26 protein-coding genes and 2 pseudogenes are annotated in these 25,032 nt (G+C 70.3%); 17 read left to right on the forward strand and 11 right to left on the reverse strand.

The genetic code is table 11. The annotated features are described in order from the left end of the window. Positions 1–130 precede the first annotated feature (130 nt). Positions 131–889, forward strand: coding sequence for a hypothetical protein (locus tag ACFU7Y_RS06945; protein WP_380766707.1), 759 nt, complete (start codon positions 131–133; stop codon positions 887–889). 91 nt (positions 890–980) lie between these two features. On the opposite strand, the gene ACFU7Y_RS06950 is transcribed toward ACFU7Y_RS06945, so the two are convergent. Continuing rightward, positions 981–1,589, reverse strand: a complete 609-nt coding sequence (locus ACFU7Y_RS06950; RefSeq protein WP_380766708.1) for an Imm21 family immunity protein — start codon at positions 1,587–1,589, stop codon at positions 981–983. 732 nt (positions 1,590–2,321) lie between these two features. On the opposite strand from ACFU7Y_RS06950, the gene ACFU7Y_RS06955 reads away from it, so the two are divergent. The 5 genes from ACFU7Y_RS06955 (at position 2,322) to ACFU7Y_RS06975 (ending at position 7,868) form a co-directional block, all read left to right on the forward strand. Continuing rightward, positions 2,322–2,819: a hypothetical protein gene (locus ACFU7Y_RS06955; protein ID WP_224273106.1), complete on the forward strand. Its 498-nt coding sequence runs from the start codon at positions 2,322–2,324 to the stop codon at positions 2,817–2,819. A gap of 42 nt (positions 2,820–2,861) precedes the next feature. After that, positions 2,862–3,350: a DUF6924 domain-containing protein gene (locus ACFU7Y_RS06960; RefSeq protein ID WP_224273108.1), complete on the forward strand. Its 489-nt coding sequence runs from the start codon at positions 2,862–2,864 to the stop codon at positions 3,348–3,350. Between the two features lie 554 nt (positions 3,351–3,904). Continuing rightward, positions 3,905–5,104, forward strand: coding sequence for a ParA family protein (locus tag ACFU7Y_RS06965; RefSeq protein ID WP_224273116.1), 1,200 nt, complete (start codon positions 3,905–3,907; stop codon positions 5,102–5,104). Next, positions 5,101–6,321, forward strand: coding sequence for a ParB/RepB/Spo0J family partition protein (locus ACFU7Y_RS06970; protein ID WP_380766709.1), 1,221 nt, complete (start codon positions 5,101–5,103; stop codon positions 6,319–6,321). The genes ACFU7Y_RS06965 and ACFU7Y_RS06970 overlap by 4 nt, the downstream gene beginning before the upstream one ends. A gap of 488 nt (positions 6,322–6,809) precedes the next feature. Then, positions 6,810–7,868 carry an NAD(P)-dependent oxidoreductase gene (locus tag ACFU7Y_RS06975; RefSeq protein ID WP_380766710.1) on the forward strand — a complete coding sequence of 353 codons (1,059 nt, stop codon included), beginning with the start codon at positions 6,810–6,812 and terminating at the stop codon, positions 7,866–7,868. A 91-nt stretch (positions 7,869–7,959) separates the two neighbouring features. Here the strand turns inward: ACFU7Y_RS06975 and ACFU7Y_RS06980 are convergent. Continuing rightward, positions 7,960–8,160 (reverse strand): annotated as a pseudogene (locus ACFU7Y_RS06980) (IS5/IS1182 family transposase); the annotation flags it as partial. Positions 8,161–8,165: 5 nt separating this feature from the next. Between ACFU7Y_RS06980 and ACFU7Y_RS06985 the strand changes: the two are divergent. Further along, a complete protein-coding gene (locus tag ACFU7Y_RS06985) occupies positions 8,166–8,348 on the forward strand; it encodes a hypothetical protein (protein WP_374119884.1) in 183 nt (60 codons plus the stop codon). Here ACFU7Y_RS06985 and ACFU7Y_RS06990 read toward each other — a convergent pair. Further along, positions 8,296–8,553, reverse strand: a pseudogene (locus tag ACFU7Y_RS06990) (transposase family protein); the annotation flags it as partial. The gene ACFU7Y_RS06985 and the pseudogene ACFU7Y_RS06990 sit on opposite strands and share 53 nt — an antisense overlap. Between ACFU7Y_RS06990 and ACFU7Y_RS06995 the strand changes: the two are divergent. Together ACFU7Y_RS06995 and ACFU7Y_RS07000 are read left to right on the forward strand one after the other, a co-directional pair. Next, positions 8,501–9,079, forward strand: a complete 579-nt coding sequence (locus tag ACFU7Y_RS06995) for an AAA family ATPase (protein ID WP_380766711.1) — start codon at positions 8,501–8,503, stop codon at positions 9,077–9,079. The pseudogene ACFU7Y_RS06990 and the gene ACFU7Y_RS06995 sit on opposite strands and share 53 nt — an antisense overlap. Positions 9,080–9,126: 47 nt before the next feature. Beyond that, a complete protein-coding gene (locus ACFU7Y_RS07000; RefSeq protein WP_224273131.1) occupies positions 9,127–9,351 on the forward strand; it encodes a hypothetical protein in 225 nt (74 codons plus the stop codon). Positions 9,352–9,898: 547 nt separating this feature from the next. Here ACFU7Y_RS07000 and ACFU7Y_RS07005 read toward each other — a convergent pair. Then, positions 9,899–10,135, reverse strand: coding sequence for a hypothetical protein (locus tag ACFU7Y_RS07005; RefSeq protein WP_380766712.1), 237 nt, complete (start codon positions 10,133–10,135; stop codon positions 9,899–9,901). Between the two features lie 37 nt (positions 10,136–10,172). On the opposite strand from ACFU7Y_RS07005, the gene ACFU7Y_RS07010 reads away from it, so the two are divergent. From ACFU7Y_RS07010 to ACFU7Y_RS07025, 4 genes are all read left to right on the forward strand, one after another. Then, the gene (locus ACFU7Y_RS07010; RefSeq protein ID WP_380766713.1) at positions 10,173–10,586 is read left to right on the forward strand and encodes an NUDIX hydrolase; all 414 of its coding nucleotides are present in this window, start codon (positions 10,173–10,175) and stop codon (positions 10,584–10,586) included. A gap of 86 nt (positions 10,587–10,672) precedes the next feature. Then, entirely contained in the window at positions 10,673–11,371 is a 699-nt protein-coding gene (locus ACFU7Y_RS07015; RefSeq protein ID WP_380766714.1) for an HAD family hydrolase, read from the forward strand. 72 nt (positions 11,372–11,443) lie between these two features. Further along, positions 11,444–11,737 carry a hypothetical protein gene (locus ACFU7Y_RS07020; RefSeq protein ID WP_380766715.1) on the forward strand — a complete coding sequence of 98 codons (294 nt, stop codon included), beginning with the start codon at positions 11,444–11,446 and terminating at the stop codon, positions 11,735–11,737. Further along, positions 11,734–12,150, forward strand: a complete 417-nt coding sequence (locus ACFU7Y_RS07025; RefSeq protein ID WP_224273137.1) for a transposase — start codon at positions 11,734–11,736, stop codon at positions 12,148–12,150. The genes ACFU7Y_RS07020 and ACFU7Y_RS07025 overlap by 4 nt, the downstream gene beginning before the upstream one ends. Positions 12,151–12,484: 334 nt before the next feature. Here the strand turns inward: ACFU7Y_RS07025 and ACFU7Y_RS07030 are convergent, their stop codons facing one another. The 7 genes from ACFU7Y_RS07030 to ACFU7Y_RS07060 form a co-directional block, all read right to left on the reverse strand. Beyond that, positions 12,485–12,955 carry a nuclear transport factor 2 family protein gene (locus ACFU7Y_RS07030; protein ID WP_224273139.1) on the reverse strand — a complete coding sequence of 157 codons (471 nt, stop codon included), beginning with the start codon at positions 12,953–12,955 and terminating at the stop codon, positions 12,485–12,487. 174 nt (positions 12,956–13,129) lie between these two features. Continuing rightward, on the reverse strand, positions 13,130–13,405 hold the full coding sequence (locus ACFU7Y_RS07035) for a hypothetical protein (protein WP_380766716.1): 276 nt from the start codon (positions 13,403–13,405) through the stop codon (positions 13,130–13,132). Positions 13,406–13,895: 490 nt separating this feature from the next. Then, positions 13,896–15,311: an MATE family efflux transporter gene (locus ACFU7Y_RS07040; RefSeq protein WP_224273150.1), complete on the reverse strand. Its 1,416-nt coding sequence runs from the start codon at positions 15,309–15,311 to the stop codon at positions 13,896–13,898. Positions 15,312–15,335: 24 nt separating this feature from the next. After that, positions 15,336–16,367, reverse strand: a complete 1,032-nt coding sequence (locus ACFU7Y_RS07045) for a cysteine synthase family protein (RefSeq protein ID WP_224273152.1) — start codon at positions 16,365–16,367, stop codon at positions 15,336–15,338. 32 nt (positions 16,368–16,399) lie between these two features. Further along, positions 16,400–17,740 (reverse strand): Y4yA family PLP-dependent enzyme, encoded by a 1,341-nt coding sequence (locus ACFU7Y_RS07050; protein ID WP_380766717.1) that lies wholly within the window; start codon positions 17,738–17,740, stop codon positions 16,400–16,402. Then, positions 17,731–18,720: an ornithine cyclodeaminase family protein gene (locus ACFU7Y_RS07055; protein ID WP_224273168.1), complete on the reverse strand. Its 990-nt coding sequence runs from the start codon at positions 18,718–18,720 to the stop codon at positions 17,731–17,733. The genes ACFU7Y_RS07050 and ACFU7Y_RS07055 overlap by 10 nt, the downstream gene beginning before the upstream one ends. A gap of 45 nt (positions 18,721–18,765) precedes the next feature. Beyond that, complete coding sequence (locus ACFU7Y_RS07060) at positions 18,766–19,755, reverse strand: TauD/TfdA family dioxygenase (RefSeq protein ID WP_224273170.1); 990 nt, start codon at positions 19,753–19,755, stop codon at positions 18,766–18,768. Between the two features lie 384 nt (positions 19,756–20,139). Between ACFU7Y_RS07060 and ACFU7Y_RS07065 the strand changes: the two genes are divergently transcribed. The 4 genes from ACFU7Y_RS07065 to ACFU7Y_RS07080 are packed head-to-tail and all read left to right on the forward strand — an operon-like array spanning position 20,140 to position 25,017. Continuing rightward, positions 20,140–21,699, forward strand: a complete 1,560-nt coding sequence (locus tag ACFU7Y_RS07065; RefSeq protein WP_224273173.1) for an ABC transporter substrate-binding protein — start codon at positions 20,140–20,142, stop codon at positions 21,697–21,699. Further along, entirely contained in the window at positions 21,696–22,694 is a 999-nt protein-coding gene (locus tag ACFU7Y_RS07070; RefSeq protein ID WP_224273175.1) for an ABC transporter permease, read from the forward strand. The genes ACFU7Y_RS07065 and ACFU7Y_RS07070 overlap by 4 nt, the downstream gene beginning before the upstream one ends. Then, on the forward strand, positions 22,691–23,539 hold the full coding sequence (locus ACFU7Y_RS07075) for an ABC transporter permease (protein ID WP_224273183.1): 849 nt from the start codon (positions 22,691–22,693) through the stop codon (positions 23,537–23,539). Before ACFU7Y_RS07070 ends, ACFU7Y_RS07075 begins: the two co-directional genes overlap by 4 nt. Further along, the gene (locus tag ACFU7Y_RS07080) at positions 23,536–25,017 is read left to right on the forward strand and encodes an ABC transporter ATP-binding protein (protein ID WP_380766718.1); all 1,482 of its coding nucleotides are present in this window, start codon (positions 23,536–23,538) and stop codon (positions 25,015–25,017) included. The genes ACFU7Y_RS07075 and ACFU7Y_RS07080 overlap by 4 nt, the downstream gene beginning before the upstream one ends. Positions 25,018–25,032 lie beyond the last annotated feature (15 nt).

The following is a 25,032-nucleotide window of genomic DNA, read 5'->3' on the forward strand; positions in this document are numbered from 1 at the left end:
TTGGTGCTGGTCATCAGGGGTGGAACTCCTACTCGGGCCCTCTCAGGCTAACCCGACAAAGCGGGATGTCTCACCCAAGGCTGGCAGAGAGGGGGGCAGGATCGTCATCGCGCCCGGTGACTCCCGATCGATGACTCTGATCCTGGAGAAGTGTGAGGGCTACTGCCGGGGCGTGGACGGCCGGGCCGGGCCCAACCTGGCCTGTGCGGGGTGCGGACGGGCCGTGGCGACCCGGATCGACGACTGTGGCTCGTGGCAGACAGTGTGGCTGGAGCCCGACGCGGTCGTCCGCCGTCCCTCGGGGTCCCCGGCCGACCCGCTACCCGACTGGGCGGATCTGGAGCGTGTCGAGCACCGCATCCCGCCCGTCGAACCCGACGGGTCGTGGAGCCGCCGCTGGGAGGCCGCGGTCGGCGTCGCGCTGGCTCACCTCGTGGCGGCCACCGAGAACCATCCGGTGACCCTTCCCGCCGGCCCTGCCGCCGAGCTGCTCGGCCACGCCGTGGCCCGCTACCTCCCGCCCGGGCCCGACCCCCGCTCAGTGGGCTTGGCCGGCCCGGGCATCCCCGAGCCCCGGCCCCGCCCCGACATCCTCCTCGTCCCCCGCCACCCCGGAACAGGCGAACCGTGGTGCCCACCCGATGGCGGTGCGACGGTGGTGCCGCTGGACAGCGGAGTCTGGACGTACCTCACCAGCCCCGGGGAGACCTCGCCGACGCCCGCCACCGGGGTGCTCCCGGAGGGTGTCCTGCGCGACGACTACCCACTGCCATCGCGCCCCTGGTACCCCCTGGAACCCCACGACGGCGCCTTCAGGGACACCCTGATCAGGCTGCCCGCGATCCGTGGTCCCCGGCTGCGCAGGTATCACGACGCGTACCGATCATGAACGCCTGATGGGCGACGGTGGGGCCACTTCGAGCCGTCCCAGCGTCCGTGACCGTCCCTTCGGGGCTACGGGGGCGGCCTCGGTGTCCGAGTCAAGGAGTCGTTGTCGACTGGGCGTCGGCCTCCGGGAGGAGTTGGACCACGCCGACCCAGACGGACTCGTCGGCACACGTGTGGAACGCGCGGACTCTCCAGCGTCCTGCGGGCAGGTGGACGGGGGCTTGCTCCGGCTGGCCCCTGCCGTCCGGGTAGGGCATGCCGAGATTCTTTCCGGCTTCGGCCGAATCCATGAGAACCGCCGGTCCGTCGGTCTCCCAGAGGCCGCACTCCTCCCACGACGTCGCCGGGTCATTCAGCGCGGCTTCGGTGGCGGCGAGCAGCTCGGCGTCGGAGTCGGCAGCGAGCCAGCGCATGAAGGCCCTCGGCTCGGACAGGTAGCAGGTGGTGGCGGGCTCGTCGCCCAGCACCAGCGCGGAGGCGCTGCCGTGGCCGCGCAGGCCGATCACGTCAGCCAGGCCCTCGATCCCGCAGGCCCGGTCGTAGTCGTCGGGCTGATCGCCGTCACCAATGATCACGCCGTCCTCGGTGCAGCCACCCCAGTGCTGCAGCGCGGACACCGGGACAACGACCAGCGGACCACCCATGGATTCGACCCAGGCCAGATCAGGGGCAAACCGGATGGCATGTCGATCAGTACTCATGCGCGCAGTGTGCCGCTGATCAGTGACAAGCAGGGACCCGGGTGAGTACTACCTGAGCGGCGGACAACGGACAGAACGGGTGGACCTACATAACTACATCGCCCGCCACCGCCGATTCCACGATGCCGTCGCCGGGTGGGTCACCTTTCTCTGGGGCTGATGACGCGTGGCGGATAGAGCAGTGCAGGTCAGCAGCGGTGAAGGTGACGCTAGCGAATGCGACAGCTGTGGTGCCATCGCCCGGGAGGGTGAGCGTTGGCCGTCTTGCGCACGAGTCGCCCCGGGCTGATCCCCCGCCAGGTGGTGTCTGTGGCCCGCGCTACCATGCGGCGATTTGGAGGCCTCATGAGTTTCACCGTTCCGCCGCCGCCACTCGATATAGCGGACCACTTCCCGGACCTGGTTCCACATGCTCGATCCACCACTCTGCTGTACCCGCGTGCCGGTGCCCCCGGTCGGTGGGAGAGCTCGCTCGGTGGACCGCTGCTGTGGCCGGCTGACGAGCTGTGGCCGACATGTATTGCGCCGGACCACTACAACCCTGCGCGCGGACGTGCAGTGGTCGGGCCGGCCCCCGTGGCCATGGTGTCCGTGGTTCAACTCTTCGCCAAGGATGTTCCAGCGCTGACATTTCCGGCTGGGACCGATGTGCTCCAGGTGCTCTGGTGCCCGCTGATCCACTCTGAGTACGACCAGTGGTCGCCTGTGCCTGCCTTGCGTTGGCGGTCCGCCGTGGAAGCCGCGTCCGGGCAGCTGCGGGGGGAGGCGCCGAAGCCGTACGAGTTCGACGACGAGTACGTGCCTCGGCCCTGCGTTGTTCACCCGACTGAGGCCGTTGAGTACCCGAACTGGGACCTACCGGACAATCTGGTCGAGCGCGTTGGGGAGTGGAGCGACGAGGTTGAGGAGACCACAGGCATCTCCTACTTCGACGCGTTCACCACCAGGCAGAGCAAGGTCGGCGGCTATCCGGGCTGGACCCAGGCGCCGAGGTGGCCCGAGTGCGTCTGCGGCGAACGGATGGAGCACCTCCTGACGATCTCGGCGAGCGAGTCGTGCGGCCGATGGCTGCCAGTCGAGGAGCGGACGAGTCCCGGCTCCGGCTGGGAGGTGTCCGACGCCCGGCAGGACAACAGCCACGGGATGGTCATGGGCGACGCCGGTGGCATCCACGTCTTCGTCTGCCGTGCCTGCCCCAACTGGCCCACGATCCACCGCTATGACTGCTGATTCCTGTGTGCTGGCTGAAGGCCGAGGCGAGGAGCGATACGCGTGAACGGGTTGCCCGAGATCGTTGGACGCGAGGAGTTCGCTGCTCTGATCATCAGAACCGATTACGAGGATGAGGTGGCGTGGCGGGCGGTGGTGGAGGAGGTTTCCCGGCCGTGGGGGCCCGGCGGAGAGTATGAGGCCGAGATCCACCTGGTGGACGACCCGGCCTGGGCCGGAGCGACGATTGAGGCAGCCGTCACCGCGGTGAAGCGGGATGAGGATCTCAGCGTGGTCTTCATCGCCGACGACACCACGATGAAGTCCGCCCAGTACGCCCTTCTCGCCCTCGATCCCTTCCATGAGGACGAGGACCTCGACCCCGTGTACTACCAGGAACTGATCGACTCCCCGTCGGCCCGCGAGTTCCGTACGACCCCGGCCGCCGTGCATGACGTGCACGCGAATCTGTCGATCGGGAACATGGACTTCCAGGAGTTTGCCGCGAGCGCGCGCGCCGATTCCGAAGGCATCCTTCGCCCCGTGAGATGAAGCCGCTGGCCCGCTTCAGCAGGCCAGCGGGTCGATTGAATCCGTTCAGTTGCGCTGGTTGAGGCCCGGGTCAGGTCCCGGTTGGCCGACCGTGCGGCGTCCAGGTCGGCGCGCGCCTCCTCCAGCTGTCGTGCCAGTTCCACGGTCCGCTGTTGCAGCCGGGTGATGGTGCGGTGGAGTTCGTCGACGTCGGCGGGCGCGCCGAGGCCGGACTCCCGCCACGCCTGTTCTCCCAGGGCTTGGGAGAGCCGTCTCTCCAGTTGCTGGACGCGAGCTGTCAGGCGGGCGTTGCGGGCGTGGGCGTCCGGTTTATGGATGCCCGCGCCGGAGCTCGACTGCGGTCTTGGCCGCTTGTACAACTGCTTCTGACGTCAGGTCCTTGTCCACATCTCAAGGTCCGATGGCACGGGACAACATGACGTCGGATCGGCTGGGTGGCGGCCTGGTCGGAAGCAACGGTGTAAACGCCGTTTACACCGGAGGGGAAGAGAGACCGGACGACACACGGGCTGCGTGATGTGCCTAAACCGGCCCGGCGCCACTATGGTGACGTCATGACGTCTCAAAACTCCGAAGGAGAGCGGGAAAAGGTTGCGTCGAAGCTTCCTGTAGCCCTCCGCCAGGAACTCAAGACCCGGGCCGCCCAGCTCGGCATCGACATGCAGGACGCCGTCGCCCAGGCCGTCGAGCAGTGGCGTGCCCGGCCGGCGGACAGCAACCCGACCATCGACACGTCCGGGGCCGAGAGCTGGAACACGTGGCTCCCTACCGGCCTGTACGACGCGTTCAAGAAGGACTGCGCCAGCCGCGGCATCTCCTTCGTACAAGGCCTCGCCCAGGCCATCCGGGCGTGGATCGACTCCCACAACGTCTCCCTCGCCGAGCTGACGATCCCCAGGTACACGCGGCGGATCGTCGTCTGCAACCAGAAGGGCGGCGTCGGCAAAACCACGATCGCCGCCGGGACAGGCCAGGCCATAGCGCTGGGCCTGCCCGCCAGCACGGGCGCTTCGAAGCTTCCCTCGCTGCCGGGGCTGCGCACCCTGCTCGTCGACTACGACCCGCAGGGCCACCTGACCTCCCAGCTCGGCGTCAAGCAGATCGCCCCGGGCGAGGAGAGCCTGGTGACCCACATGGTCGACCGGGACCGCGTGGCCGGTTCGCTGCTCGACCAGGTCGTGGAGATCGAGCCGGACCACTTCGAAGGACGACTCAGCCTGCTCCCTTCGAGCTTCGACGCGTTCCTGCTCGACTCCCGGCTCGGGTCCGTCCGCGGGCCCCGCGAGACCAGCCTCCAGCGTGCCCTCGCCCCACTCGAGGAGCACTTCGACGTCATCGTGATCGACGCCCCCCCGAACCTCGGCCTGGCAATGGACGCCGGCCTCTACTACGGGCACCGCCGCAAGAACGAGGCGCCCGGCGCCTCTGGCGTCCTCATCCCGGTCGAGGCGGAGGACTCCTCCGCAGATGCCTACGCCATGCTCGACAGCCAGGTCCGCACCGTCAGCCTCGACTACGAGGTCGACATCGACCGGCTCGGACTCGTCGTCAACAAGTTCGACAAGCGCAAGGGCTACGTCGCCACCCACTCCCTCCAGAACTGGCAGTCGCTGGGCACACCGCCCGTCGTCTCCGTCGTCCCCGACCTCAAGGAGCAGCGCGAGGCCGTCCACGTCAAGCAGCCGCTGCTCATGTACGCCCCCACATCCATCCAGGCGCAGCGCATGCGCGAGATCCGACGGAGGCTCGCGTGAGCATCGCCAAGAAGCTGCAGGCCGGCGGAGGGTCGTTCGGGGCGTTGGCCCAGGGCGCGGCCCGCGGAGACGAGGTACGGGCGCGCAGCGAGGCACTGGACGCCACGGGCCGGGTGCGGCGTGCGTCGTCGGCGCCCGTGTCCTCGATCGTCTTCAACCCGCTCAACCCGCGGAAGACCATCGACAGCGAGTCGATCGACGAGCTCGCCGAGAGTCTGGCTCGCCAGCAGATCGTTCCGGTCACCGTGGTGAGCCGTGGCGCGTTCCTCGACGCACATCCGGACCAGGCGGAGGTGATCGGTGAGGCGGACTTCGTCGCGCTCGACGGCAACCGGCGTCTGAGGGCCGCGCAGAAGGCGGGCCTCAAGACCCTGCGTGTGGACCTCAACGACGATCTGGTCTCCCGCGCTTCGGACATGGTCGAGGCGGCTCTGATCGCAAACGCCCACCGCGAGGACGTGTCGCCGTTCGAGGAAGCCCAGGCGATCGAGCAGCTGCTGGACTCGGTCTACGACGGCAACCAGGCCGCTGTGGCGCGGGCGCTGGGCAAGTCCCGTGCGTGGGTGGGACAGCGGTTGGCGCTGCTGCACCTGTCCCCCGAGCTTCAGGAGCAGGCGGGGGCCGGGGAGCTGGCCATTGAGGATGCGCGCAGGATCGGTGCCGAGGCGCGGTCGGGGAAGATCACCCCGGCTGAGCAGCTCGACCGGGCCGAGTCCGCGAAGAAGATGGCAGCCGACAAGCTGGCGGCGAAGGCGGCGCGAGCGGGCAAGCGCGCGGACCGTCCGGCGGAGGAGAAGGCGGACCGCGCCTCGACGACTACCAACCGCGTCTCGACGCCCACCAGTGGGGGCGACGGTGCCGAGGACGGTGTAAACGGCGTTTACACGCCGGCTACGGTCCAGTCCTCCGAGGGCCGCTCGCCGGAAGGGGCCTCTGGTGTAAACGGCGTTTACACCTCGGGCCTGCCGGACCAGCGTGACGCCAGTACCGATGAGAACGGCCGAGCTGCGTCTTCTGAGGAGATGCCCTCTGTGGGCCTGCTGCAGAAGGCCCAGCAGGTCGCGTCAGGTGGAACCGGCGTTCCCGACTGGCGTGACCTCGAAGGAGTGGCGACCTGGCTCTGTCGTTTTCTCCAGCCCGACGAGCTGAGGGTCGTCGCCACCACGGTGCTGGACCGACTGGACGAGTATGCGCCGGAGCCTACGGCCGGCAGCTGATCAGCAAGAGAGCCCCCAACCGGCGGCCCGGCACCTGAAGGTGTCGGGCCGTCTTGCTTCCCGGGTGGCTCAACCCCTTTTCGTGCTGCTTCTGACGCCACTGCAGCTGGCCCCCGATGGCGAGTACACCGAGCACCTCGCTCGGCGGAAGGTGCCCGAGATGTTGTCCGCGGACAACATCGCATCCCCACCGAAGGAGCCTGCCGTCGCGACCACGAAGCACGCCACTGTGTTGTCCGCGGACAACATGGGCCTGGAACCCGCCGGGTGGGGCCCGCAGCCGGCGGAGATCCTGCCGTGTAACCGACCGAAAGTCGCGTCGGTCCGAGTGCCCCGGCGCCTCTCTCGGATCCGCCAGTTCGAGCAGTTGTCAGGAATTGTGGTCAAGAGCGTCCGCCAGTAAGTGCGGGATCGGGCTGGGCATGGGGTCTCTCGGTGACCAGTCCCTCGACCGCAGTAGGGTCCACGCAAGGGGAAAGGGGGGCCACATGGAGCGAGCCCGAGTCCTGCTGCTGGATGCGGCTCCTGGCGAGTTGCTTGGTCGGGAGCTGGAGCGTCTGCTTGGCCACGGGCTGGCCGTCACGCTGAATCTTCAGCGGGTTACCGATCGCGCCGGGGCGCGGACCGCCTGGGCCGGCCGGGTGGACTTCACCGATTTCGATGCCTTCGACGAGCCCGCGCTGCTTGCCGAGACTGTCCGGGACGGACTCGGCTACCACGCGGTCAAGTCCCGTGCCGGTGTGCCGCTGCGCGCGGCGTTTCTCACGGCGGCGACGGACGCGAAGCTCGCGAACCGGCTTCGTGTGGTCGGCCGGGCCGGGGCTGGCACCGATCACGTCGAGTTGGCGGCCGCAGCCCGTCACGGGGTCGCCGTCACCCATACCCCGGGGTCCAACGCGAATGCGGTTGCCGAGTTCGCTCTCGCCCAGCTCCTCGCCCTGACCCGGGATCTCCCGGCACACAACGAGGCCGCGCACCGCGGCAGATGGCGTGCACCAGTCGCACCGGCGGTAGAGCTGTCGGAGCTGACCCTCGGCATTGTCGGGCTCGGGCGGATCGGCCTGGCACTGGCCGAGCGGGCGACCGCCCTGGGCATGGAGGTCCAGGGCCTCTCGCGGCGACCGCCCGAGGCATCGGTGCCCCGGGCCCGTTCCCTCACCGCGCTGCTGGCGACCAGTGATGTGGTCTCGCTGCACCTGCCGCTCACTTCGCAGACGCGAGGGATGGTCGGGCGGGCGGAGCTTGCGCTGATGCGTCCGGGGTCGGTCCTGCTGAACACTGCCCGGGGCGGGATCGTTGACGAGCAGGCGCTGGCCGATGCGCTGCGCGACCCCGCACACCCGCTCGCGGCAGCCGCCATCGACACCTTCGAGCACGAGCACGCAGCCTTCGCCTCGCCGCTCTTCGGCCTGCCGAACGCCCTGCTCACCCCTCATGTCGCCGGGATGACCAGGAACGCCATGGCCACGGCGGCCCTGCGCTGCGCGGACCACATCGCGGCCCTGCTTGCCAACCGCCCTGACGGCGTACCTGTGGTGACCATGTGAAGGCGTCCTCCACCATGACGAGGCTCCTCGCCCACCGTGCCGGACGACTTCCTGCCCGTCTGCGTCCGCCGAGTGCGGTCACCGGATGCGGCGGCTGCGCTGGGCGGGTGTTCCAGCGGTAGAGCGTCCAGGCGCGTCGGATCAGGCAGCGGACGGTGACGATGACGCTGGCCAGGGCGATGAAGAACTCGACTGCGGTTCTTCGTCGCTTGGTGCAACGGCGGAGCTTGCCGAAGTTGTTCATCCAGGAGCTCGTGCGCTCGGCCACCCAGCGCCCGCCGGCCTGGACCGGGGGTGATGTGGCGCTTCCGTGTCGGCAGCCCTTGGCGTGACCTGCCTGCCGAGTTCGGGCCCCGGCGGAGCGGGTACGACCGGTTCCGGGCCGGTCGGGAACAGCGAGGCCGCAGCCCGTCGGCAGCGGCCGGACTTCGCGGATTGCACTGGAGACGGTGGAACGGTCGACCCCGTACAACTGGGTGAGCGCCGCGTGCGGCAGCCCCAACCGCAGGTGCACCAACGGGACCGAGAGCCGGTCCACGAACACCGGCTTGCGAGAGGGGTCGGCCCCGGCAGCGCGCCGGTCCCCGCGGCGCCGCTCGCGCAGCGAGCCCTTGAAGTCGAGGACCAGGCAGGTGGGCGCTGAGGAAATCCCGAGCGCGACCGCCCGCCTGTCCGTTAGCTTCACCTGTGTGGAAGAAGTGGATCTCCTGCCGCATCTGGACGGGACGGAGCGCGGCGTCGTCGTGATGATGTGCGGCCTGTCCGGCGCGGGCAAGAGCACCTACGCGCAGGCCCTTGAGGGCCGCGGCTACACCAGGCTGTCGATCGACGAGGTGGTGTGGGAGCGCATCGGTCGCGACGGGGCCGACCTCGACCCGGCAGAGTACGAGCGCCTCAAGTCCGCCGTCGAGCGGGAGCTGTGGGAAGAGCTGATCCGCTTGATGGAGGCGAAGCTCCCTGTTGTCATCGACTACAGCTTCTGGAGCCGGGCCACCCGGGACCGCTACAAGGCCGCGATCGAGACCCATGGATGCCGATGGGAACTGATCCATCTCAAGGCCGATCTTGAAACCCTGCGACGCCGACTGGCGAGCCGCAACCAGCGGAACGACGCGAACAGCGTCACCGTCTCCGATGAACTCCTGGAACGCTACTTCGCCAACTTCGAGGAACCCACCGGCGAGGGAGAGCGCGTCATCGTCCAGGAATAGCTCCCCGGGCCGTAACCATCGTCTGACTGCTCGCCCAGGACAGGCAGGTGGGGGAGTCCATCGCCCGCCTGCGCCCGCTGCCCGGCGTGCGGGCCGCGACCGACCTGGCCGGACTGCTGTTTCGGCAGGGGCGCTTTGCCGAGGCCGTTGACGTCCTTCCCGATGTGGCCGCCCAGCGGGAGGGAGAGCAGCGCTTCTGGACGGGCTGGGAGGAGCGCAAGAAGGCTGCCGCCGGCGGCGACGAGGGGCGCAGCGAGGAGTCGTCGTTCTGACGGTACGTTGGACCGTTTGTCAGGCTTCGAGTTTGGGTGGCGGCGGTCAGGGGTGCCCAGGAGGCCGCTGCCGCGCCTCGGGGCGGGCCGAACCCTCCCGATTGCATGTCCATGTCGGAAAATTGGCCTACAGAAAGCCCCCTTCTAGCGCCTTTCGGTACGTGGTTGGTATGAAGGGTTGGCTGGTCGGCTGATAGGGCGCCAGGGGCCCTTCTGGCGATTTTGATCATGGTCGACATCGTTCCGGCCACGCTCAGGACCGGCACGAGGCCGCACCGGGCGCCGACCCGGCCCTCCAATCCCGGCCTGAGGTGCCGAGGGTCCGGAAGCCCCTCAATCCCGGAACCGGTATGACCGCCGCCGCACACTTGTCGGTTCCGCCATCCGGCCGGTGCACGGTTCGGTAGACGTACGGGACGGTGCTGCCGGGGAAGACGACGACTCCTTCCTCCTCGACGGACTGTTCGCCGGCGATGGCGCGCAGCCGGGTGCCGGCATCGGCCGACAACTGCGGTTGGGGGAGGCCGGCGGTGTCGGCTCACCGCTCTCACATGCGGACCAGGGTGCGGGGGTCGAAGGGCTCGCCGTCCCAGCCGTGGGTGGAGAAGCCCCGTCCCCCGGACAGGTAGAGGATCAGAGCAGCGTGGGAGGTCGGGAACATCGGCAGCGGCAGCGCGTCGGCCGGGGTCCAGGTGACGGCGAGGTGCTTGCCCGGCTCGGTGTTCGTCAGCTCGCCGCGCCAGGCGGTGGCGAGGAACACCGACAGCAGGAACCGTGAGCTCATTGACCTGGCACGCGTAGACGGATACGACGCCTTCTGTGTGGGTGCACTCATCGTCCGCCACGGTCGGCTCCTGATGCTCCGACGTACGGCCTCGGACTCCTGGGCCGGTCGCTGGGAACCGCCCGGCGGCGGCGTCGAGACCGGCGAATCCCTCGCCGAAGCTCTCGCACGTGAGGTCCAGGAAGAGGCCGGGCTGGCCATCGCCAGCGCGCTGTACATCGGGCACCTGGACTACCCGGCTCGCGAGAACCCCTTGCTGCCCGCCAGCAGGGGGTTCTTCTTCGCCGCCGAGGAACCGCCCGGTCACTGGCCGGTCCGGATCAACCAGACAGAACACGATCGCTTCGCCTGGTCCAGGCCTGGCCGTGTCCGGTCGACACGGCCTGACCTCTGTGCTCTCGTTACCCGGCGGCTGTCGCTTACGTCCCGGAGTGCATTCGAGCCCTGGTGAGAGCCTGTTGTCGAAGGTCACTCTTGATCATGGGACTGTCCGGATCGGTGTTGCCCGCCAGAATGATCGGTATGACGGTCCGTGGAGTGCTGTTCGATGTCGATGGGACCCTGTATGCGTACGAGGAGGCCGAGGAGGCCGGTCTTCACGAGCACTTGGTTGCCGAAGGGCTCTCCGACCGGTTCGCGTCGCCAGCGGAGGCGCTGCGTGTGTGGCGGGAAGTCAGGGAGGAGGAGTACCCGCGGTTCCTGAGCGGCGAGTTGACGTTCGCCGCCCAGAAGGCCGCACGGATACGGCGATTTCTCGCACAGGCCGGGGTGGTCGGCGCACTTGAGTTGACGGACGGGGCGGCTACGGCGTGGTTCGCGAGCTATGCGTTGCGGAGGGATGCGGGCCGGCGGGCGTTCGACGATGCTCAGCCGGCGCTGGGCGCGTTGGCGGGTCGATTCCGGCTCGGCGTCGTTTCGAACTCGGTGACCGCGCACCAGCGCGCGAAGCTGGATGCGATCGGGCTACTCGGTTACTTTACGGAGCCGTTGGTCTGCTCCCAAGAACACGGTTCCGCCAAGCCGGCGGAGAGCATCTTCCTTGCGGGCTGCGAGGCCCTGGGGTTGGCGCCCGCCGAGGTGGCCTACGTGGGTGATGACTACGAAAAGGACGCGGTCGGGGCGCGGGATGCAGGGTTGCAGGCCATCTGGCTGGACCGCTCGGCTTCCGGAGGTTCCGGTGCCGTGGACGCCGGTATCCGGGTGATCGCCTCGTTGACGGAGCTGATGAGTTTGTGATCCAGTGCCGGTTTCGGATCTGCTCGGTCCGTCTGAGCAGGGAAAAGGGCACTGCCGGGGTGGATATGGAGCGTGAGCGAGACCGAGGAGCAAGACGAGGCCCTGCCGGAGCTCCGCGATCTGTGCGGCACGGTGATCTCCGACGGAAGCGAGTACCACGCCCTCGTGCGGGACTCCTCGGTCACCCACCGCACCGACCCGCGCCTCGACGGCAAGAGATTCATCACCGCCTGCTCTCCGGAGCACGGACGGCAGTTGATCGAGCAGTACCAGGACCGGCCGTTCGTGGAGGCCGAGTTGCAGGCAGGCAAGACTGGCCGGGCATTGCTGGAGCGCCCGTCCATCGCACGCCCTACCTTCAGGTGAAGTTCTCCAAGAAGGACTGCGGCCAGTGCTCGCTCAAGGCAGCCTGCACCCGCAGCGACGGCCGTGTCCTGACCTTCCTGCCCCGCGAACTCCTGGACATCCAGTCCGAGTCCCGGACCGAGCAGCAGACCCAGGAGTGGCTGTCGCGGTACTCCCTGCGGGCCGGAGTTGAGAGCACCATCAACGAGTTCGTCAACGGCCACGGCATGCGCCAGTGCCGTTACCGCAGCGATGACAAGGCCCACGTCCAGCACGTCCTGACTGCCATCGCGGTCAACCTCGAACGCATCGGCTCTCAGCTGCCCCCCGCGCCGAAGCCCCGGCCCAGGACCCCGACCGCCTTGCAGGAATTCCTCGACCGCAGCATCCCCCGGCGGCGGTCCTGGCGCGCCGCCACCCACCCCACAGGCTGACTTGATCCGAATTCTTGAGCGCAGACCCCCTGCTTCAGCTGGGGGTTGGCTCTTGCTGTGCCGGAGCCGCGAAGCGGCGCGATCGAGCTGGTGGAGGCGAAGCGGGAGTTCCCGTGGCTCGAACTCATAGTGGCTCCGGGCGTGAAAGTGCTCACCCACTGGCGGCTACGGACCGTAGTCTCCCTCACGGCCCGACGAGTCCCATCAGGGCGTGGAGACCTCGCCGCGAGGCGGTCCGTGAAGCGCCGACCACCGGCGACGCGCGCACGCACGGGGCGAAGTTCTTGCGCGGCACGCGCGGCCGGAATCCCCGTGCCTTAGCACGGGGAGGAAGTCAAGCAGTCGGGGCGGGGAGTCGCTCGGTGTCGGCGCCGAAGGGGAGGAAGACGGTGCGGCCGGCGAGGAGCCAGGCGCCGTCGATCTTGCGGAAGGTGTCCTCGTAGTGGCCGACGTTGGCCGGGAGCCTGGGCTCGATCATTCCGCCCGCGTAGCCGTCGACCCGGTACGTCGTCAGGTACGAGACGGCCCGCGCCGTCGTCTCGGACTCCACCGTGACCAGGATGTTTGTCATCAGACGACGGGACAGCCTGTCCGCCGGGCGGGAGGCGAAGTAGCGGCGCAGGGCCTCGCGTCCCTCGATGCGCCGGTCCCCGTAGGGCCAGTGCCAGAAGCCGTCCGAGGTGAACAGCTCGGCCACCGAGCTCGGGTCACCGAGGTCGAGGCGGTGGATGAAGTCCACGATGATGCGCTCGCAGGCGCGTTCCGCGAGCATCCGCTCGACCGGGGGAATGATCTTGTCGTCCATGCCCCTTTCTACCAGTGCTAACGGGCTCCAGGGCAACGAGTTTTCCGCACCAGCCCTGGCAGAGCGCGCTCTTGGCCCCGCCCTCCCCAGCCGATTTACGAGCGGACGAACGAGCAGCATGCCTGGTCGGAATCGACCAGCCGCATCACCCTCAGTGGATCACTCTCCCAGGCCTCAGCCCTGTTCGATTTCGACAGCCAGTGAGTTCCTACGACCGTTCCCCGCCACGGGCATGGAGCCGAGCGCCGGCCCGAACTCGCCTGAGCGGTCGATCCCAGTGCGGACGCCGCGCGCCCTCTCGTAGGCCGCCCGCGCCGAGGCACTCGGCCAAAACGCTGCAGCGGCAAGAGACTCCGCGAGGCCGCCGATCGGGTCGCTGCGGTTGGTCGCCAAGCCCGCCTCCAGGAAGCGGTCCCGGGCCGACCAGAAGCCGAGCAGCACGTCGCCCAACACGGGCGCATCACTCGAAGTATCCACGTTCAAGACTGATCTCAACCCTTCTCGAAGGTAGAGCCGGATCTCTGGGTACCGTTTCCGTCCGCCTTGGTGCAGGTGGGGTTGTCTGTGTAGGCGGCACGTCGTGGTCAGGCGGACCAGGTAGCCGAGGACTCGGTGGATCGCCTCACCGTCTGGGTCACGGCGGAGAAGGACCGCGCCGATGCCGGGTCCGGAACGGAAGGCGCACGCCCTGTGGGTGCGCGTGTGTCTCAGCGCAGTGCGATGCCGTGTCGGTCCGGGCGCAGGGCACGACCCGGACGAGGTCGAGTGGCTCGCGGGCGCCGAGACGGTCTGTGAGTGCGGCGGCCAGGTCCGGGGGCAGCCGGTGAGGTGGAGGGGAAGCTCGGTCTCGCGGGCGGCCGGCGGGGACGGGTGGTGGGTGTCGGGAACCGTGCTTTCCGGGGACCGGACCTCCTGGGGCCCGGTCCCCCGGGGAGCCGGATCAGCCGGCGACGGCCGCTTCGGGAATGGTGGCGGCCTTGGCGGCGAGGGCGAGGCCGTAGCGGCGCAGGAGGAGGACGGCGGTGGTGGCGAGACCGATGAGCAGGCCGAGCCAGAGGCCGCGCGTCTCGCCGCCGAGGGGGTAGGCGAGCAGCCAGGCCGCGGGCAGGCCGACGAGCCAGTAGCCGATGAGGGTGATGCGGAAGCCGCTCCTGGTGTCGTCGAGGCCGCGCAACAGGCCGACGCCGATGTTCTGGGCGCAGTCGAAGAACTGTAGGACGGCGACGACGGCCAGCAGGCCGGTGGCGATCTCCAGTCCCTGCTGGTCGGCCGCCGAGCCGGCGTCGAAGTAGGGCCGCAGGACGAGGTCGGGGACGACGAGGTAGGCAATGCCGACGAGGGTGGTGACGACGGCGCCGCAGGCGAGGGCGGTGTTCTTGATCCGGCGGGCGACGGCGTACTCGCCGAGGGCGAGCTCCCGACTGACGTTGATGGACGCCGCGTGCGAGAGGCCGACAGCGACCTGGAAGACGATGTAGATCAGCTGGTTGACGGCGGTGTGGGCGGCGAGCGCGGCGGCGCCGAAGCTGCCGGCGAGCAGTGCGGTGACGGAGAAGAATCCGGCCTCGGAGCCGTAGGTGGCGGCGATCGGGGCACCGAGGCCGAGCAGGCGGCGTACGGTGGCCGCGTCGGCACGCCAGAAGTCCAGGCTCAGCAGCGGCGCCAGCTGCGGGTCGCGGCGGGCGGAGCCGTAGAGGGCGAGGAAGGAGAGCAGGTAGACGCTGCTGGTGGCGACGCCGATGCCGGTGAGGCCGAGCTTGGGCATGCCCCAGGTGCCGTGGATGAAAATCCAGTTGAGCCCGGCGTTGACGGCGACGGAGGCGATGGTGATCTGCAGCAGCGCCTGGGGGCGGCGCATGCCGACGGTGAACTGACGGATCGCCTGGAACCAGAGGCAGGGCAGCAGACCCGGCGCCAGCGCGGCGAGCATGCCCTGAGCGCGGTGGGCGACGGCGGCGTCCTGACCGAGCCAGGTTGCGGCCTGGCCGATGAGGACCATCAGGACGGCGCCGGCGAGGCCGGCGAGCGTGGCGGCCGCCATTGCCGCCCGCACCAGGTCTCGTACGTCGTCGTCGCCCGTGCTCTCGTCCTTGGAGCCCTGGGCCCGTTCGGCGCGGGCCGCGGCTGCCGCGACCTGGTTGCCGACGGAGGTGACGAGCCCGACGCCCATGGTCCGCAGCTGGTTGAAGATGACCAGCGCGAGGCCGCCGGCCGCCAGGGCCTCGGTCCCGAGGACGCCCATCATGATGGTGTCGGTGGTGGTGAGGGCGACCTGGGCGAGCTGGGTGAGGGCGAGCGGGACGGCGAGGGCGGCGAGTGCGCGGCTGTCGCGGGCGAGAGTGGCTAGCTGCTGCATCGTGGGTGTCACGTTTCTCGGAAGTCAGGGCCTGCGGACTTTGGTGAGCGTCTCGTCGATGTCGGCCTCCACGGCCTCGTCGAGCAGTGCGCGGGCGTTCATCCAGTCATCGTTGAAGACGGTGTCCATGTACTTCTCGCCACCGTCGTTGATGAAGGCGACCATAACGGCATCCGGCGCCAGGGTCTGCAGGCGGTTCAGGGCCTCGTGGACGACGCCCCCGGCGGAGCCGCCGATGAGCAGGCCGGTTCGGCGGGCGACGACGCGGGCGGTTGCGAAGGCTTCGATGTCGCCGACCTTCACTCCCTCGTCGATGAGGTCGTAGTCGACCAGCAGCCCGATGGTGGCTCCCTCCGGGGTGCCGGTGCCGGACTGGTAGTAGTCGTGGGCGGGCGGCCCGAAGGCGATCGAACCCTTCGGCTCGACGCCCACGACGGCGACGTCGGGCACGGACTTCTTGAGCTCGCGGGCGGTCCCGCACAGTCCGCCGCCGGTGCCGACCGCGCCGATCAGCACGTCGACCCGGTTGTCGAGGGCCTGGGCGATCTCGCGGCCGACGGCGTAGTAGCCGACCGCGTTGCTGGGGTTGTTGTGCTGCTCGGTGAAGAAGGTGTTGTCCTTGCCGCGGGCCATCTCCTCGGCGAGTTCCTCGCGGGCCGCGGTGTGGAGTTCCTCGCCGTCGGTGTCGGCGTCGACGTGGACGAGTTCGGTGCCCATCGCCTTCATGCCGCGCAGTTTGTCGGCGGCGGCGTGGTTGTCGACGACGGCGGTGAAGCGGTAGCCGCGTTCGGCGGCGACCACGGCCAGGCCCAGGCCGGTGTTGCCGGAGGTGGACTCGATGATGTGACCGCCCTCGCGCAGGTCGCCGCGCTCCTCGGCGTCGAGGACCATCTGGCGGGCCATGCGGATCTTGGCACTACCGGTGGGGTTGAACATCTCCAGCTTGAGGAGGAGCCGGGCGCCGGTGTCGGCGCGGGCGAGTTCGAACAGCGGGGTGCAGCCGATGAGGTCGGACATCCGGCTGACCACCGGGGGGCGGTTCAGGGCGTCGGTCATGGTGGGGCTCCGTGGGGACGGCGGGGCGGGGGTCAGCGGTCGAGGTGCCAGCGCGGGCGGTCGCCGTGGTGGTCGACGACGACCTTCGGCGGCAGCGGGAGCTCGTGGAAGGGGGACTCGTTGGAGTCCATCTGGTAGCCGGCGGTGTTGGGGTAGACGAGCAGGTCGCCGACGCGGGGCCGGGCGGGGAAGGCGATCTTGCGCCAAGTCAGCAGGTCGGAGTCCAGGCAGGAGGTCCCGCCGACGCACGCCGGGTACGGGCGGTCGGTGTGGTCGGTGCCGCCGGTGCGGTCGCGGAGCAGGACCGGGTCGGGCAGGTACTCGCTGTTGAACCACTGCTCGGACAGGCTGAGGCTGGTGCCGTCCACGGTGATGATCCCGTACCCGGAGCGGTCCTTGACGCCCTGGACGGGGAACACCGACGAGCCGGCGCGGTCCAGCAGGGCGCGGCCGGGCTCCAGCAGGAGCATCACGCCGGCCTGCCGCAGCCGCTCGGCAAGGTTCGGACCGGTACCGCCGGGGCTGGCGGAGAGGATCGCCCGAAGCGCGTCCGCGCCGGCGGCGGGGGAGTGGTAAGGGTAGAAGTCGCCTGCGGCGAAGGACCTCTCGCCGTGGTAGTGCCCGGGCCCCTGTTCGGCGAGGAAGGCGTCCCAGGCATCGGCGGCGACGTAGTCGACGGGGAAGCCGCCGCCGATGCTGATCCGGTCCGCCCGCAGGCCCGACGACCGAGCCTTGAGGCAGAGCTCGACGAGCTCTCCGGCGAGGTCGGCGCGCGGCTGGATCGCGTAGCCGGAGAGGTGGAAGCTGAGGCCCTCCATCCGTACGGTGTCCCCGGCGGCGACGCAGCGCTCCAACGCCTGGTGCAGCTGCGCGTCGTTCAGGCCGAACCTGCTGCGCGGCTGGGCCGGTGGGTACCGGCGCAGCAGGACCCGGACGGGGCGGTTGCCGCCGAGGCCGAGCAGGCGCTCCAGTTCGTCGAGGGCGTCGACGGCGATCAGTGCGCCCTGCTGGGCGGCGACGCGCAGCAGTTGCTCGGACTTGGCGGGGCCGGTGACGACGAGGTCCTCGCCGCGCACGCCGTGGCCGAGCGCGTCGCGCAGTTCGCCGAGCGAAGCGACGTCGACTCCGGCGCCGACTGCGGCGCAGCGCTCCACGAACACGGAGGCCTTGTTGGCCTTCTTCGCGTAGTAGACCCGGCCTTCCACCTCGGCGTCGGCCAAGGCGGCGCGGAAGGCGGCGAGATTGGCGTCGAACCGCTCGGGCAGCAGGTAGTGGAAGGGGCCCCGGAGGCCATGGGCGAGTTCGTGGAGCAGGCCGCTGCCGTGGATCCGGTCGGTGAGCGGGTCCAAGTGGGCGGGCAGGGTCAGCGCCACAGGGCCACCTCGGCGCCGAGGTTCTGGTCGGCGGCGAGCTGGGCGAAGCGGTGACCCAGCGCGATGTCGGTGACGACGAGTCCGCTGTTGTAGGCGAAGATCCGCTGCTCGGGGGCGGTTCGGGCCCTGGAGACGCCGGAGATGATGACGGGCAGCTCCAGGTCGACGGCCGGGAGGTTGCCGTCCGCGTCGGCCATGTCGGTGCCGGTGACGCGCATCTGGGCCTCGCTGGTGGCGATCACCCGGTCCGCCCGGTGGAGGGTGGAGGGAGCGAGGCCGTGGCCGACGAGAATCGCCACCGCACCTGGCTTGAGCCAGTCGGCCTCGACGGCGGCCGGGGTGTGTCCGCCGGCGGTGGCGACGATGACGTCGGCGTCGCGGGCGGCGGCCTTGAGGTCGGTGACCAGTTCGATCTCCCGGTCGGGGAAGTGCCGGGCGAGTTCGGTTCGGACCGCGGCGATGCCGTCGGGGTGGGTGCCGGACAGCAGGAGGCGCTCCAGCTCGGGCAGGGTGGTGAGCAGGAACGGCAGGGCGAGGCGGCCCTGGGTGCCGGTGCCGATGACGAGCGCGGTCGACGCGTCGGGGGCGGCGCACTCGCGGGCCAGCAGGGCGGAGACGGCCGGGGTGCGCAGGGAACCGATGCGGGAGCAGTCCATCATGGCGACGGGCAGGCCGGTGACGTCGTCGTAGATGGTCAGCGTCGTGTAGTAGTGCTGGTTCTCGCGGCTCTCGTCGAGGCCGTGCTTGTAGGAGGTTTTGATGGCGACGACGTTGCGCACGCCGTCGCGGCCGAGCATGGCGTAGGAGACGGAGTGGCCGTCGGCGGGCCTGACGGTGAGTTTGCGCGGGTTTTCGGACTGCCCGGCGGCGAGGGTGCGGTAGGCCTGTTCGACGGTGTCGACGACGTCGGCGAGGGTGATGTCCAGGCCGGCGAGGTCGCTGGTGGACAGTACGCGCAGGGTGGTGTCGTCCCGGTCCATGAGGGTGCCCTTTCGAGGTGTGGTGGGGCGGCGGCAGTTGGTGGTTCAGGCGGCCCAGGCGGTGAGGGCGGCCTGGCCGTAGCCGTGTTCGTCGTTCTCGGCGGCCGGGCGGGTGGGGCGGTGCTCGACGCGGACGGAGGCACGCTTGAGCCAGCGGTCGGTGCCGTCGTAGCGGGCCTGGAACGGTACGCGGCCGTGGACGACGAGGTCGTTGTCGACGATCAGGACGTCTCCCGGCTCCAGGCTCACCGCGACCGAGACTCGGGCGAGTTCCTCACCGAGGCGCCCGTATGCGTCGCGCCACGCCTCGTCCGCTTCCTCCAACGGGGTGTAGGCAGGGTCGTAGCGCATCGTCAGACCCTCGGGCGTCTCGAACAGGGTGGGCACCGGCGCGGGCCGGCCGCCGAACTTCCGGGCCTGCTCGTAGGCGTCGTCGGGCAGGATCGGCGCGACGGGCCGCTTCAGCTGCTCGACATCGGCGTCGGACAGGTCGGCGAGGCGCACGCTGGCCGCGGTGGTGGCGATGGCGTCGTGGTTGCGCATGCAGCACAGCAGCAACAGGTGCGCGCGGCCCGGGTGGAAGGCGTCCTCGGTGTGCGGGGTGAGCAGGACGGAGCTGGAGGCGCCGGTCTGCTCGCTCTCGTGGCCGGGGGAGGGCACGATGTTGTGCACGAACCTGCCCTCCTGCTGGCCGTCCCACGCGATCGGGGTGCCCATCAGCGTGGAGACGAGCAGCAGCACCACGTCCCAGAGCGCGCCGGCGTCACCGACGGTCGACCAGTGGCCGGGCGTGGGGCCGAGGTCGGTGTCGTCGATCTCCAGGCCGCGCAGCACGAACAGGCCGTCGGCGGTGTCGACCGGACGCAGCCGGTGGCGCAGCGGCTCGCTGAGCTGGGCGCACATCACGGGCAGGTCGGCCAGCAGGGCGGGGCTGGTCGCGGAGCCGTGGAAGGCCAGCAGCTTGGCGGCGGTGGTGGTGAGTTCCGCGACGGCAGCGGCGTCGAGACGGCGTACCGGGGCAGGGCGGGTGGGCACGGTGGGACCTTCCGGGGACAGGAGAGGAGAAGGAGCACTGGGTGCGGGCACGTGGCATCACCGCGCCGGTGTGGGACGGCGACGGGAGCTGGGCGTGGGGCATCGGTCCGGGTCGGTTCGAACGGCCGGACGACAGGAAACGTAGCAATGACTTAGAAGTTAGGCAAGCCTTACCTGACTGGATGTCCATATTTACGTGGTCGCGGATTCGGGTGGCGGTGCACGGTCCGCACAGGGGTAACTTCCCTGTCCTTGGCGCAAGTTGGAGGTGAGGGCGCATGGCTGGAAGTTGGGTGCGCCCCGTCGAACGGCTTGCGACGCGTCTCGAATTTAGGGTAGGTAACCCTAAGCAAATTGAGTACGGACTCGAGACGAGGATCGAACGTGGGCGTCACCAGACGACAGCTGCTGTGGGCCGGAGCCGGAGCCGGAGCGATCGGCATGCTCGCCGCCTGCGGTGGCGGCAAGGATGGCGCCAATGAGGCCGCACCCTCCGGCGGAACCGGGCAACAGCCCCACCCCGGAGGGACGTTGAAGATCGGTGCCCTCGGCAAGGCCTCCGCCGTCACCCGGGACCCGCACGGCACCCAGGCCAATGAGAGCGACTACCTCATCATCAGCCTGATCTACGACACGCTCGCGATACCCGGGGACAGGACCAACACCGCTCCCCGCCTGGCCGCCTCCTGGAAGCCGTCCGACGACCTGAAGACCTGGCGCTTCACCCTGGCCGACGGCGCCACCTTCCACGACGGCACCCCGGTCACCGCCGACGACGTCGTCTGGTCGCTCAAGCGCCTGCGCAACACCCCGGCCGGCAAGAGCCGCCTGCCCGGTATCCAGCCCGAGGGCATCACGGCCGAGGATGCCAAGACCGTCGTCCTGGTCTCCGACTACGCCAACGCCGACCTGCCGCTGCTGACCCGTCTGACCACCTTCGTCCTCAAGAAGGACACCAAGGACGACGCAATCGCGGGTGCGCCCGGCACCGGCCCCTTCAAGCTCGACTGGTACCGCGACGGCAACGCCCGTCTGGTGCGCAACGACAACTGGTACGGCGGCAAGGTCCTGTTGGACGCCGTCGAGGTGCGCCTCTTCGAGAGCCCCCAGGCCATGGCCAACGCCCTGCTCGCCGGGCAGATCGACGTCGCGTCCAACGCCGGCGCCGTCGCCGCCCGTACCGCGGAGGCCCGCAAGGACGTCCGGGTCGTCCGGCGCCCCAACGACATGGCGATGCCCATCGTCATGCGCACCGCCGACGGTCCGTTCGCCGACGTACGGGTGCGCGAGGCCCTCAAGCTCGCCGTCGACCGCGACGCCATGGTCAAGCAGGCCCTCTCCGGCTACGGAAGCGTCGGCAACGACATCCTCGGCACCGGCGACCCCGCCTTCGCCAAGGACATCCCGCAGCGCACCCGGAACCTGGCCAAGGCCAGGCAACTGCTCGCCGACGCCGGCTTCGACACCTCGAAGACCTACGACCTGGTCACCACCGAGGACATCGCCGGCCTGGCAGAGTCCGCGACGCTGTTCGCCACCCAGGTCCGCGAGGCCGGGGTGAAGATCAACGTCGTGAAGCAGGACTCCAAGGTGTTCTGGGACTCCACCTGGCTCAAGGGCACGCTCTACACCACGTACTGGGGCACCAACGACTCGGTGGTCTTCTTCGCCTCCAAGACGATGCTCTCGGACGCCGGCCAGAACGAGTCCGGCTGGAACGAGCCGAGCTTCGACGAGACCTACCGCAAGGCCATGGGCACCGCCGACGCCGTCGAGCGCGACAAGCTGCTGCACCAGCTCCAGGAGATCGAGTTCGCCAAGTCCGGCTACCTGCTGTGGGGCATGGCCGACGGCATCGACCTCGCCGGCGCGGCCGTCCGCGACCTGCCCAAGCTCCCCGGCTACGGCCGCGTCCAGCTCGAGAAGACCTGGCTGGCGCGTTGACCACGCTCCAACCGGCCGGTGCCCGCGCGCCGCGCAGCCTCCCGGCCCGCATCCTGCCCAGTGCGGGCCGGGTCGCCCGGCAGGCCGTCCGGCGACTCGTGATGCTGGTCGTCCTGCTGGCTGCCGTCTTCACGGCCATCGAGCTCCTGCCCGGCGACGCCGCCGGCGCGAGCTCCGACCGGGGCGTCACCGCCGCCGACCTCGCCGCCCGACGCACCGCCATGGGCCTCGACCGCCCGGTGGCCGAGCGCTTCTGGGACTGGATGACCGGCCTGCCCACCGGTGACCTCGGCACCACCGCACGCGGCCAGCACGTCACCGACGTCCTGGCCGGCCCCTTCCCCAACACCCTCCTGCTCGGCGGCCTCGCCCTCGCACTGAGCACCGTCGGCGCCCTCGCCCTCGGAGGCTGGGCCGCGCTGCGCCCCAGCGGGCGCGTCGACCGCGCCGTCGACGCCCTGTCCACCGCCGCGTTCGCCCTCCCGGAGTTCGTCGTCTCCGTCGCCCTGCTCCTGCTGCTGTCCCAGTGGACCGGCTGGCTGCCCGCCGTCACCCTCACCGGCCCGGACGGCAGACCCGAGTCGTGGGCCATGATCGTCCTGCCACTGCTCTCCCTGGCGGTCCCCCAGATCGGCTGGAACACCCGCATCGTGCGCGGAGCACTCGCCGACCAGGCCGCCCTGCCGCACGTCCAGGCCGCCGTCCTCGACGGCCTGCCCCGCCGCCGCATCCTCAGCCATCACATGCTCCCCGGCGCCCTGCCCGCCATCGCCGTCGGCATCGCCACCTCCGCCGGCATGCTCCTCGGCGGCACCGTCGTCGTCGAGACCCTCTTCAACTACCCCGGCATCGGCGCCATCCTGGCCGGAGCGATCACCGACCGCGACACCCCGCTGGTCGCCGGAGTCGTGGCCGCGGCCGGCGCCGCCATCAGTCTGCTCCTGCTGCTCGCCGACCTCGTCCGCACCACCACCCTCGGAGAAGAGCGACGATGACCGCCGACGCCCCGACAGCGGCCCCCTCGCCCACCACCCGACGGAAGCGACGGGTGTTCATCCGCGCCGTCCCCGCACTCGCCCTCGTCGCCCTCGCACTCGCCGGGCCGCTCCTCGCCCCGCACCCGATCGACACCCCGGTCACCTTCCCCTACGCCGAAGCGGGCGGCGACGCACCGCTCGGCGGCGACCAACTCGGCCGCGATGTCCTCAGCCGCCTGCTGACCGGCGGCGCACCGTTGATCGCCACCGCTCTGGCCATCGCCCTGGTCGTCACCGCGGCGGCCACCGCCATCGGCATCCTCGCGGTTCTGCGTCCGGCCCTCGGCCGATGGATCGAACGCGCCGCGGACCTGACGATCCTGCTGCCGTCCGTCCTCGCCATCATGCTCATCGCCCTGGCCTGGCCCGGGGGCGGCCGCCTCGCCGTCGCGGCCGCCGCCATCATCCTCGGCATCCCCTACGCAGTGCGGATCGCCGCCGCCGCGGCCGCCCCCATCGCCACCACCGGCTTCGTCGAAGCCGCGGCAGCGGGCGGCGACAACCTCTGGCACCTCACCGTCCACGAGGTCCTGCCCAACCTGCGCTCCACCGTCCTCGCCCTGTTCGGCCTGCGCTTCGTCGAAGGCATCTACATCGTCTCCGTCGCCGCCTTCCTCCAACTCGGCCCCCAACCCCCGGAAGCCGACTGGGCGCTGATGATCCGCGAGAACGCCGCCGGCATCACCCTCAACCCCTGGGCCGTCGGCGCCCCCTGCCTCGCCATCGGCCTGCTCGCCATCAGCGTCAACCTCGCCGCCGAAGCCCTCGCCCCCGCCCGGCCCACCCCGGAGACCCCGCTGTGAGCACCACCGACCCCGCCACCCGTGCCGCCGGTCTGTCCGTCACCCTCGGAGACGCCCCGCTGCTCACCGACGCCACGCTCACCCTCGCACCCGGCCGCATCACCGCCATCACCGGGCCCTCCGGTGCCGGCAAGACCACTCTGCTGCGCGCCCTCGTCGGCGCCCTCCCGCCCGGCGCGCGCGTAACCGCGGGAAGCCTCACCGTCCTCGGCCACGACATCCTCGCCCTCCCGGCCGAGGAACTGCGCCGGCTGCGCCGGCACAAACTCGCCTTCGTCGGCCAGGACCCGGGCTCCGGACTCAACCCCCGCATGCGCGTCGACCGGCTCATCGGCGAGACCTCCCCGCAGCGCCGCCGAACCCCGGTACCGGACCTGCTGCGCGTCGTCCGGCTGCCGGTCGACGAAGGACTCGAACACCGCCGAACCGCGAGTCTCTCCGGCGGACAGCAGCGGCGCGTCGCCCTCGCCCGTGCCCTCGCCCGCCGCCCCGCGATCCTCCTTCTCGACGAACCCACCGCGGGCCTCGACACAGCCCTGCGCGACGACATCGCCGACCTGCTCCGAGACATCGCCGACCGTGACGGCCCCGCCATCGCCCTCACCAGCCACGACTCCGACTTCGTCGCCCGCTGCGCCGACGACGTCCTCGCGCTGTGGCCGGCTCGTCCGGTCACGACCCCGAGCACGCCGGCAACGCCGACGGCGCCCGCAACGCCGACGGCGCCCGCACCGATTCGGGCTTCCGCCGGGCCGGAGCCTGTCATCGAGGTGACGGCACTCGACGCCCGGGTCGGCACCGGCCGGACGCGCCACCAGGTCCTCGCCGGCCTCGACCTCGCGCTGCAGCCCGGCACGCTGACCGGGATCACCGGCCCATCGGGGTGCGGCAAGAGCACGCTGCTACGCACCCTGGCCGGCCTCCACCGACCCGAAGCCGGAAGCATCAGCCTCGGCGGCGAGCCCCTGGCCCCCTCCTACCGGCGGCGCACCCGCGACCAGCGCCGCCGCATCCAACTTGTCCCGCAGAACCCGCTCGGCGCCCTCAACCCTGCCCACACCGTCGGCGCCGCCCTCACGCGCCCCCTGAAGCTCCACTTCGCACGACCCGCCGACCGGTGCGGCGCCCGCGTCGCCGAACTGCTCACCGCCGTCGGCCTCACACCCGGTCACGCCGAGCGCCACCCCCACGAACTCTCCGGCGGGCAGCGTCAGCGCGTCTCCATCGCCCGGGCCCTGGCCGCCGAACCCGACGTCCTGCTCTGCGACGAGGTCACCTCTGCCCTCGACGCCGACACCGCCGACGACATCATGGAACTCCTGCGAAGCCTACGGACCGACCAGGGCCTCGCCGTCGTCCTCGTCAGCCACGACCTGCCCCTGGTGACGGCCCACGCCGACACCCTCCTCACACTCGGGCGCTCCGACGCAGCGTCGCTCACGGACCACCGCCCGGCCGCAAGCCCCGTCCCGAACTGAACACGGCCAGCTCTG

This window comes from Kitasatospora sp. NPDC057542 (genome assembly GCF_042801945.1).
In the GTDB taxonomy this organism is placed as follows: Bacteria; Actinomycetota; Actinomycetes; order Streptomycetales; family Streptomycetaceae; genus Kitasatospora.

Excerpts from the sequence above, each read along its gene's own strand:
- ACFU7Y_RS06945 (WP_380766707.1), top strand. The coding sequence starts at position 131 with ATGACTCTGATCCTGGAGAAGTGTGAGGGCTACTGCCGGGGCGTGGAC.
- ACFU7Y_RS06950 (WP_380766708.1), bottom strand. The coding sequence starts at position 1,589 with ATGAGTACTGATCGACATGCCATCCGGTTTGCCCCTGATCTGGCCTGG.
- ACFU7Y_RS06965 (WP_224273116.1), top strand. The coding sequence starts at position 3,905 with ATGACGTCTCAAAACTCCGAAGGAGAGCGGGAAAAGGTTGCGTCGAAG.
- ACFU7Y_RS06975 (WP_380766710.1), top strand. The coding sequence starts at position 6,810 with ATGGAGCGAGCCCGAGTCCTGCTGCTGGATGCGGCTCCTGGCGAGTTG.
- ACFU7Y_RS06985 (WP_374119884.1), top strand. The coding sequence starts at position 8,166 with ATGTGGCGCTTCCGTGTCGGCAGCCCTTGGCGTGACCTGCCTGCCGAG.
- ACFU7Y_RS07005 (WP_380766712.1), bottom strand. The coding sequence starts at position 10,135 with ATGAGCTCACGGTTCCTGCTGTCGGTGTTCCTCGCCACCGCCTGGCGC.
- ACFU7Y_RS07030 (WP_224273139.1), bottom strand. The coding sequence starts at position 12,955 with ATGGACGACAAGATCATTCCCCCGGTCGAGCGGATGCTCGCGGAACGC.
- ACFU7Y_RS07040 (WP_224273150.1), bottom strand. The coding sequence starts at position 15,311 with ATGCAGCAGCTAGCCACTCTCGCCCGCGACAGCCGCGCACTCGCCGCC.
- ACFU7Y_RS07045 (WP_224273152.1), bottom strand. The coding sequence starts at position 16,367 with ATGACCGACGCCCTGAACCGCCCCCCGGTGGTCAGCCGGATGTCCGAC.
- ACFU7Y_RS07055 (WP_224273168.1), bottom strand. The coding sequence starts at position 18,720 with ATGGACCGGGACGACACCACCCTGCGCGTACTGTCCACCAGCGACCTC.
- ACFU7Y_RS07075 (WP_224273183.1), top strand. The coding sequence starts at position 22,691 with ATGACCGCCGACGCCCCGACAGCGGCCCCCTCGCCCACCACCCGACGG.